Source organism: Streptomyces sp. NPDC001868 (genome assembly GCF_040297125.1).
Classification (GTDB): Bacteria; Actinomycetota; Actinomycetes; order Streptomycetales; family Streptomycetaceae; genus Streptomyces.
This window is the reverse complement of sequence record NZ_JBEOYO010000115.1, coordinates 1-8,710: the sequence shown is the minus strand read 5'-3', so window position 1 is coordinate 8,710 and position 8,710 is coordinate 1. Positions and strand designations below refer to the sequence as shown.

7 protein-coding genes are annotated in these 8,710 nt (G+C 70.3%); 5 read left to right on the top strand and 2 right to left on the bottom strand.

The window, feature by feature from the left end:
• Positions 1 to 175: 175 nt before the first annotated feature.
• Positions 176 to 688 (bottom strand): lamin tail domain-containing protein, encoded by a 513-nt coding sequence (locus ABT147_RS46700; protein WP_351418556.1) that lies wholly within the window; start codon positions 686 to 688, stop codon positions 176 to 178.
• 828 nt (positions 689 to 1,516) lie between these two features.
• Here ABT147_RS46700 and ABT147_RS46695 point away from each other — a divergent pair.
• The 3 genes from ABT147_RS46695 to ABT147_RS46685 all read left to right on the top strand — a co-directional run bounded on the left by ABT147_RS46695 (position 1,517) and on the right by ABT147_RS46685 (position 5,687).
• A complete protein-coding gene (locus ABT147_RS46695; protein ID WP_351418554.1) occupies positions 1,517 to 1,990 on the top strand; it encodes a hypothetical protein in 474 nt (157 codons plus the stop codon).
• Between the two features lie 173 nt (positions 1,991 to 2,163).
• On the top strand, positions 2,164 to 4,776 hold the full coding sequence (locus tag ABT147_RS46690; protein WP_351418551.1) for a tetratricopeptide repeat protein: 2,613 nt from the start codon (positions 2,164 to 2,166) through the stop codon (positions 4,774 to 4,776).
• Between the two features lie 443 nt (positions 4,777 to 5,219).
• On the top strand, positions 5,220 to 5,687 hold the full coding sequence (locus ABT147_RS46685; RefSeq protein WP_351418548.1) for a hypothetical protein: 468 nt from the start codon (positions 5,220 to 5,222) through the stop codon (positions 5,685 to 5,687).
• Positions 5,688 to 5,743: 56 nt separating this feature from the next.
• On the opposite strand, the gene ABT147_RS46680 is transcribed toward ABT147_RS46685, so the two are convergent.
• Positions 5,744 to 7,180, bottom strand: coding sequence for a NucA/NucB deoxyribonuclease domain-containing protein (locus tag ABT147_RS46680; RefSeq protein ID WP_351418546.1), 1,437 nt, complete (start codon positions 7,178 to 7,180; stop codon positions 5,744 to 5,746).
• A 636-nt stretch (positions 7,181 to 7,816) separates the two neighbouring features.
• Here ABT147_RS46680 and ABT147_RS46675 point away from each other — a divergent pair.
• Both ABT147_RS46675 and ABT147_RS46670 read left to right on the top strand, forming a co-directional pair.
• The gene (locus ABT147_RS46675) at positions 7,817 to 8,056 is read left to right on the top strand and encodes a hypothetical protein (RefSeq protein ID WP_351418544.1); all 240 of its coding nucleotides are present in this window, start codon (positions 7,817 to 7,819) and stop codon (positions 8,054 to 8,056) included.
• On the top strand, positions 8,056 to 8,436 hold the full coding sequence (locus ABT147_RS46670) for a toxin Doc (protein ID WP_351418541.1): 381 nt from the start codon (positions 8,056 to 8,058) through the stop codon (positions 8,434 to 8,436). The genes ABT147_RS46675 and ABT147_RS46670 overlap by 1 nt, the downstream gene beginning before the upstream one ends.
• Positions 8,437 to 8,710 lie beyond the last annotated feature (274 nt).

Sequence of the window (8,710 nt, the reverse complement as noted above, 5' to 3'; positions counted from 1 at the left end):
CAAACGGCTCCATGCCGGCCTCACCACCGTCTCCCCGGAGACGCCGGATGGCGGGGGGGGGGGGTGGGGGGTGCCCAGGGGGGCCCCCCTGGGGCCCGCGCCGGGGGGGGGGGGGCGGGCCGCGTCCAGGTGCTTTGGGGTGTGGGTGGGCGGTGGTCGTTTCTGTGGTGGTGGGTCAGTGGTGGCGGCCGCCGCCGTTGTGGTGCCCGCCGCCACCGCCGCTGTGGTGGTGGCCCCAGGAGTCGCTGTCGATGTGGCGTCCGTGGTCGTTGCGGAGGGTGGCGGTGTCGGAGCGGTTGTCCCAGATGTAGCGGCGGCTGTCCTGGTACAGGTCGGTGTCGGTGTCGCGGCCGCGTCCGGTGTGGATACGGACCGTGGTACGGCCCTCCAGGCGGTAGTCCTCGAAGGTGTAGGTGTGGCCGTCCTCGTCCTGGAGGGTCCAGCCGTCGAGGTTGACGCTGCGGCGGGCGTTGTTGGTGATCTCCACCCACTCCCGGTTCAGGGAGCGGTTGGAGCGGTCGTCGTAGCCGGGGGAGTCGTACTGGACATCCGAGATCTTCACCCTCGACCGCTCGGGGCGGGCCTGATCGGCGGCCGATGCCGGCAGCGTGACCATGGAGACCACGGCGCCGGCGGCGAGCGCGGCGGCGACGAGACTACGAGCGGTAACAGAAGCGGAAGCGGACATGAGACCCCTCAAGGTGCGGACACCCTCCCCCGACAGCCTGAACAGGCGCCGGGGTCCGGTGTGGTGGGCGTCGGCGGCCGGCTGGCCGCACACGCACTTTGTCCACATCACGGTGCACTCACGGTGAGAACATGGCCTCTGTTACCTGGTGCCCATATTTCCATGACTCTTGGATGCAATGCCCACTTATGTAACATGTGGTCGCGTTAACGTGCCGACAGTTCGGGGGAGGTCTTGCAGGGCTTGGGGCATGGCGTCTCTCCGCCGCGGTGCGCCACCCTGCGGGAGGTCGGGCCGTCACCCGAAAGTGAGTAACAGCAGGCTGCCTCCGAGCACTCGCTGCGACCGCCAGCTGACAGCCCAGCCCGCTCGTCATCCCAGGGGCAGGCCAGGAGCGGCGGCGAGTTATCCGGCGTCCACCTGGTCCGGGTCGCGCGGTAAGCCGCGGTGGAGCAGGGCAGGAAGAACCGCGGCCGTAGCGCCAAGGCGGTGGCGGGCGCGCGGGCGTGGAGGTGAAATTCGCGGACGTGGAGTGGCTCGATATCAAGTTTTAGGCACGCCGAATTCAGGGCTGCTATAAACCTGTCTAAGTGAGCCGAAGCACGGCAGCTGTCACAAAGGCAGCCGTGTTGTCACCAAGACCCTCGGCGCACGATGGTGGCGATCTCTGTTCGACGCCTCGCGGTCCAGAGCTCTACTGGCAACCGAATGCGGCAACACCGTCGTTTTCCGTCCCTCGATGGCAACAAGAACGCCTCGCAGGCGATGCGTTGGGGTAGGGCGGGGCGGGTACGGTCCGGTGACCGATGGTTTTGGAGGGGGCGGGGGATGCTGGCGGAGGCGTTGGCGGCGTTGGCTGCGGCCGCAGGGACGGCGGTGGTGCAGGCGGCGGGTACGGATGCGTGGTCGGGGTTCCGGGAGGGGGCGGCCCGGTGGTTCGGGCGCGGAGATGCCGAGCGTGAGCGGGCCGAGCTGGAGCGGCTGGAGCAGGCCGCAGTTGCTTTGGGGGCCGCTGGTGACAGCGGGGCGGAGGTGCGTATCCGGCAGGAGACGGCTTGGCAGACTCGTTTCGAGACCGTGCTGGAGGCGGTGGACGAGGCCGGGCGTGAGGCGGCCGCAGCCGAATTGCGGGCGCTGTTGGCCCAGTATGCGGCGCCCGCGGCCGGGGTGTCGGCCGGGCCGGGCGGGGTGGCCGCGGGCCGGGACGTGAACATCAGCGCTGAGCAGGGCTCGATCGCTGCCACGGTGATCCATGGAGGCGCGAGCATCCACCCTCCCACGCCGGACCCGCGCCAGGGCTGATCGGGCCGGCCTCTGCAAGCCCACTCTCCATCGCGCCACAGACCGACGACGAAGTCGCCCGCGGCGGCCTGCACATCCGGGCGGAGCACCACAGCATCGCCGTGTACCGCGCCGACCAGGTGACTTTCCACGCCGCCCCGCGGCCTGCGGTGTCCTGGCCTCACCAGGCCGGGGTGCTGCCCCGCCAGGCCGACTCCTTCCAGGACCGTGGCGAGGTCGGAGCACTGGACGCCGCGTTGGCGGGCGGGGGGACGGCGGTGGTGTGCCAGGTGCTGGCAGGGATGGGCGGGGTCGGCAAGACCCAGCTCGCCGCGCGCTACGCCCGCCACGCCCTCGCATCCGGCGGTGTGGACCTGCTGGTGTGGGTCACCGCCACCACCCGCACCGCCATCGTTGACGCCTACGCCCAGGCGGCGCAGGAGATCCTCCACGCCGGCCCGGACGACCCCGGCCGGGCCGCGGAGGCGTTCCTGGCCTGGCTGGAGCCGAGGCCCGGCGCGGAGCGGCGCCGTTGGCTGGTCGTCCTGGACGACGTGGCCGACCCCGCCGACCTGCGCGGCCTGTGGCCGCCCGCCAGTCCCTCGGGCCACACCCTGGTCACCACCCGCCGCCAGGACGCCGCTCTGACCGGGCATGGCCGCCGCCTGGTACGGGTGGGCCAGTTCACCCCCGCCGAGGCCACCGCTTACCTCACCACCGCCCTGGCCGCCCACGACCGCCACGAATCCCCTGGGGAGCTCGCCGCCCTGGCCGCCGACCTGGGGCACCTGCCGCTGGCCCTGGCCCAGGCCGCCGCCTACCTCACCGACACAGGCTTGGGCGCCGCCGGCTACCGCGGCCTGCTCGCCGACCGCGCGCGCCGGCTGCCCGAACTGCTGCCCGATCCCGGCAGCCTGCCCGACGACCAGACTGTGACCGCGACCGCCGCCTGGTCCCTGTCCCTGGACCGCGCCGACCAGCTCCGCCCCGCCGGGCTCGCCCGGCCCATGCTGGAGCTGACCGCGATGCTCGACCCCAACGGCATTCCCACCAACGTTCTGACCAGCGCCCCCGCCCTCGCCCACCTCATGAGCAACCGCACCGCCCCCGGTGGCGGCCAGGAACCACCCCCGGTCACGGCCCGGGAGGCAGTCGGCGCGCTGCGGACCCTGCACCGCCTGAGCCTGGTCGACCACACCCCCGGCACCCCCCACCAGGCCGTCCGCGTACACCAGCTCATCCAACGCGCCACCCGCGACTCCCTCACGCCCGACCGGCACCACCAGCTCGCCCGTACCACCGCGGACGCCCTGACTGCCGCCTGGCCCGCCATCGAACGCGACACCGACCTCGGCCAGGCCCTGCGCGCCAACACCACCACCCTCGCCCACTGTGCCGAAGACGCCTTGTACCGGCCCGCCACCCACCGCGTCCTGTTCCGCACCGGCACCAGCCTGGGCGAAACCGGCCAGGCTGGTGCCGCCGCCACCTACTACCGCAACTTGACCGACACCACCCGCCGCCGCCTCGGCCCGGACCACCACGACACCCTCGCCGCCCGGCAGAGCCTCGTCCAGTGGCAGGGACGGGCGGGTGATGCGGGCGGCGCCGCGGCCGGAGCCGCCGAGCTGCTGGCCGACTGTCTGCGGGTGCTCGGCCCGGACCACCACAACACCCTCATCGCCCGGCACGGCATCGCCTACTGGCGTGGGAAGGCGGGGGATGCACCTGGTGCCATTGCTGCGTTTACGGAGTTGCTGGCCGACTGTCTGAGAGTGTTCGGCCCGGACCACGACGGCACATTCGCCGCCCGGCACGGCCTGGCCGAGTGGCGGGGGCAGCAAGGGGATCCAGGTGGTGCCACGGCTGAGTTCGCCGAGCTGGCGGCCGACTGCCTGCGGGTGCTCGGCCCGGACAATCCCCACACCCTCATCACCCGGGCCGACCTCGCTTACTGGCGGGGGGAGGCGGGGGATGGCCCTGGTGCCGCGGCCGCGTACGCCGAGCTGCTGGCCGACCAGGTGCGGGTGCTTGGTCCGGACCACCCCGACACGCTCGCCGCGCGGGGCCGCCTCGCCCGGTTACGGGGGGATGCGGGTGATGCGCCTGGTGCCGTCGTCGCGTACGCCGAGCTGCTGGCCGATCGGGTGCGGGTGCTTGGTCCGGACCACCCCGACACGCTCGCGGCCCGGCACCGTCTCGCCCGGTTACGGGGGGATGCGGGGGATGCGCACGGTGCCGCGGCGGCGCACGCCGAGCTGCTGGCCGACCGGGTGCGGGTACTCGGTCCGGACCACCCCGACACCCTCATCACCCGGGACAACCTCGCCTACTTGCAGGGACGTGCGGGTGATGCGCACGGTGCCGCGACCGCGTACACCGAGCTGCTGGCCGACTGCCTGCGGGTACTCGGTCCGGACCACGCCCACACCCTCGCCGCCCGGGGCAGCCTCGCCTACTGGCGGGGACGTGCGGGTGATGCGCACGGTGCCGTGGCTGCGTACGCCGAGCTGCTGGCCGATCGGGTGCGGGTGCTCGGCCCGGACCACCCCGACACCCTCGCCACCCGGCGTGGTCTTGCCCGGTGGCGGGGGGATGCGGGTGATGCGCACGGTGCCGCGGCCGCGTACGCCGAGCTGCTGGCCGATCGGGTGCGGGTGCTCGGCCCGGACCACCCCGACGCCCTCGCCACCCGGGACAACCTCGCTTACTGGCAGAGAAAAACCCATGGAGGAGTTTCGCTGTCGGGTAACGATCGTTCCCGATACATGAAGATCATCAGTCGTTTACGCAGGCCGTGGATGTAACGCATCCCCGTACGTACTCGGGGTTTGTAAGACGTGCCCAGATAGCCTCCAGCTCAGCAGAGCCGGAGGCGCAGGGAAGCCGGTGACAACAACGCTGCCGATCACGCCGCTGGTGAGCTGGCGGGTTCGTGCTGCGAGAGATCAGACGAACCCAGGACTGGTGCCTTTGCCGCCGGAAAATCTGCGGACGATCTTCGCTCGGTCGACCTGGTGCTGCCCCGGAGGGCGACCGCCACTCCTTGGCCCAGCCGACGTAGTCCGCGACCATGAGGGTGGCGGTCGCCCTCCGGGGCAGCCGAGGATCGCAACTTCGACGCGTCCCGCGTAGGAGCCAGCGGCAGCGGCCGGTGGCGGCCGCCCTCCGGGGCGACCGAAGCCGCAGCGGGGTCGACCATGGGGCTAGAGTTTTGAAGGTGACGTGTTGTCTGAGTTGAGGGGGGCTCGTGGCTGAGCTTGTCCGGAAGCAGCATGTGAATGCCTATGTGGGGTTCCACGCCTTCGGGCTGCAGGAAAGCGATGACGCCGACCTGCCCGTCCCGTTCCCGGACGACTTCGACTTCGATGCTTTTCTCAGTACTCATCCCGGGCGGCTGGACATCACCAGCGGCGGTCACACCCATACCGCCGCTGTCGCGGTCGAGGTGTGGGACGGCCCTCCGCCAGCGACAGATCCGACCGGCTGGGACGAGCAGGCCGAAGCCGACTTCGCCTCCACCAGTGGTGAGGTGGCAGTGTGGTCCATGCACACCGGCCGGACTGATGCCCTGATCACGCTGGCTGATTCCGGCGGATCGTGGCGGGTGCGTGTCAGCTGTGCGGGCCGCGCCGCCGCTGCGGCTCTGTCGGAGGGCGAGGGCACCGGACATGGTGTCGAGCGCTACCTCGTGCAGTTCTGGCCGGCCCGATCGTGAACAGAAGGCGGCAGCGGGCCCCTGTCAATGGTCCGCTGCCGCCGCATTCTGAACCGTCAGCTGACGATCTTCACGATGAAGCCGTCGAGATCGTCCACGCCGTCGAGGCCGTCGAGGATGCGGTTCTTGGCGTAGAAGCTCTTCAGAATGAGCCCGCCTGCCCGGTTGTCGTCCTTCGCGATCGGCTTCGCGGAGAAGTTGAACTTCTTCGCTTCCGCGTCGTAGTAGTTCTCCGCGGCCCCCTCATAGGTGCTCGCGAAGGGGTACTCGTCGCACTCCTTCGTCCCGCCGGCGGTGTAGTTGACTCCCCAGTAGCGCTTGCACTGCTTGACCGCTTCTCCGCGGTTCTTGTCGATACGGGCCTCGCTCACCGTCCGGTGCAACGGATCCTTGGCCGTCTGACCTGGCACCTTCTTCGCCGACATGTACGGCTTGGTGTCCTGCGGTACCAGGAACGCCTGCCTGATGTGCTGGGCCTCGGCGCGCTCGTCGGCTCCCGCCTTGGCACTCAAGGTGAGCGTCGGCACGTAGCTGAAGGTGGCCGCGCCCTTCTTTTCCGGTTTGCCGCCGCCGGTGGAGTTGGCCAGGTACGGCGCAGTCTCCCAGCGTGGTGCGAGCATGAACAGCTTGCCGCCCCGGCTCCCGCTCAGCGTCCACCCCGCGGGCGGGGTGTAGCTGATGGCCGGCTCGTACACCGCGAAGAGCAAGTCCGTCTTGCCCTTCAGGCCCGTTCCCTTCTGGCCCTGCCCCGGCTTGGCGTTCACCGTCTCGCTGAACGTGCGCAGCGCCTTCAGCTGGGTGAACGTCTGCGTGCCCGGCTTGTTGCCGCCCCGGGTGTAGCGTGCTCCGGCCGGCCAGCTCTGCGGGATGTTGCCCTTCGTCGTGATCGGCATCGCGGCCGCGCCGGTCGTGCCGGTCGTGACGAAGTCGGTGAAGTAGTACTGGAAGTTGATCGTGCGGCTGTTCTTGGCGATCGTGCCGACCACCCGGACGTTGAACATGCTCTCGCCGACGGGCCGGTTGTTGCGCACCCAGGTCTGCAGGAACGACGCCCCGTTGCACACCGCGAACCGGGACTTCACGTAGAACGCCTTGCTGCTGCCCAGTCCTTTCTTGCACTCCTCGAACGTCATCGTCCGCGCGGGTTCCGGAGCAGTGGTCGCCATCGGTCCCACCGACGACCCCTCCAGCGTCTGCTCCACCGGCGCCGGGGCTCCGGATGCCCTGCGGGACAGCGGCGCGTACGAGGCCGCCGGCCCCACCGTCTCCGCGGCCAGACCCACCCCAGGCTCGGACTGACCCGCCAGCTGCCGCAGCCGCTCCATTCCCCGCCCGCTCTGCAGGTCCTCCAGCGACGGCTTCGCGGCTCCGACCGGGAGCACGTACGACTCCACCCGCAGATCATCCGAACCGTTGTCCGCCGCCTGCGCGGTGGTCAGGCAGCTGCCGAGCACCGTCATGGCGACGGCGCCCGTACACAGCAGTTCTCGCATTCTCATGTTGTATCCCCGTGTTCGACGCATGGTCAGAACCGGCGCGGACACCTCTAGCTGGCATGTCCACGCCGAACTGATGCGATCAAAACACGAGGCACTGACATCGAGCCTCCCAATAACAACCCTGGGCGCGCCCGGATCCCCAGACCGTACGCCGCCCCACTGGGGCGGTGAAGCCCAGCGCCTCCGGCCAGTGGGCGGGCGAGGCTCACTGTCCACACGCCGTCGTCGAACAGGACCTGATCCTTGAGGAACCGGCCCCCGAGCAGGACCTCGCCCGGCACAACCTCGCTGCCGACGACCATGTCGTGTTCCACCACACCAACCGTTGCGGTGAGCACCTGGCACAGAGGCACCAGGGCCTTCGGCACGAACATGCAGCGCCTTTTCCATTGCGACGTTCTGGGCGTGACGGACGACGCCGTCGTGCCTCGCATCGCCGGTCAGAGGGCCGTGGGCGCAGTCGGTGCCTGAGGGTGTGGGCGCCCAGGCGTGGAACAGGAGCGCAGCCAGGTCGCGGGCCGGGGCCTGGCCGTCTTGCTACGTACTACGCCTTCGTTGCCAAACCGCTCGTACGGGCCTGACCGCTTCATCGCTTCACCCGTCAGGCACCTAGTAGGTACCATCGCCGGTATGCCATCTCTGAACGTGTCCTTCACCGACGAGGAGCTTGAGGGTGTCCGGGCCGCGGCTGCGGCCGAGGGCAAGAGCCTCAAGCAGTACCTGCACGATCTCGGGATCCGCGAGATGCAGCGCAAGCGGTTCGTCGCCGGCGCGGCCGAATGGGCCGAGCGGCTGCGCGGCGAGTTCGACGAGGCTTTCCCCGAGGAAGTGCCGCCCGGCGAGCGCGGTGACGGAGCTGCTGCCGCCTGATGCCGCCTCTCCACATCGACGTCTCCTGGCTGCTTGATGTCCAGGAGAACGCACTCGGTCACGACGACCTGTCCGTGGCGGACTACTCGGCTCTGGTGGCCGCAGTCGCCCGCCACAAGACCCGGCTGCCCACCCTCGCAGCCGCCGACCCGGACACGGCCTGGCGTGCTGCGGCCCTGCTGCACACGATCGTGCGCCTGGAGCCGCTCCCGCACCGCAACAGTCTGTACGCCGCGTTCATCGCCGCGCAGTACATGGCGCAGGCCGGCGAGGGAATCGATCCGCCCTACGGCGCACTGTCCGACCTGGTGCGCAAGGTCCGCGACACCCGCATCGGCGTCCAGGACGTCGCTGACCGGCTGCGCGGCTGGAAGCTGTAGCACCCGCACTGCATGCATCACCGGGCATCTCTGCCGTCTTCGGAGTCGGCGGCCAAGGTGGCGAAGATCCACCTGAAGCAGACCCGCCTTGCCTCTGGCTGACCCGGACATCACGGAGACGGTCGAGCGGCAGACCAGGGCTGCGCCCGACCTCGCTCAAGGCGCGCGCCGTTAAGTCTGGGTTGTGTTTTTGGGTGGGGGGGGCGGCTGAAAGACCCCGGCGATGTGTGGTGTGGGAGGTGGCGGTGGGGGGGGGGGCGGGTGGGCGCCGGCG

Bases quoted from the DNA above. Each gene is read 5' to 3' on its own strand.
- ABT147_RS46700 (WP_351418556.1), bottom strand. From the start codon at position 688: ATGTCCGCTTCCGCTTCTGTTACCGCTCGTAGTCTCGTCGCCGCCGCG.
- ABT147_RS46695 (WP_351418554.1), top strand. From the start codon at position 1,517: ATGCTGGCGGAGGCGTTGGCGGCGTTGGCTGCGGCCGCAGGGACGGCG.
- ABT147_RS46680 (WP_351418546.1), bottom strand. From the start codon at position 7,180: ATGCGAGAACTGCTGTGTACGGGCGCCGTCGCCATGACGGTGCTCGGC.
- ABT147_RS46675 (WP_351418544.1), top strand. From the start codon at position 7,817: ATGCCATCTCTGAACGTGTCCTTCACCGACGAGGAGCTTGAGGGTGTC.
- ABT147_RS46670 (WP_351418541.1), top strand. From the start codon at position 8,056: ATGCCGCCTCTCCACATCGACGTCTCCTGGCTGCTTGATGTCCAGGAG.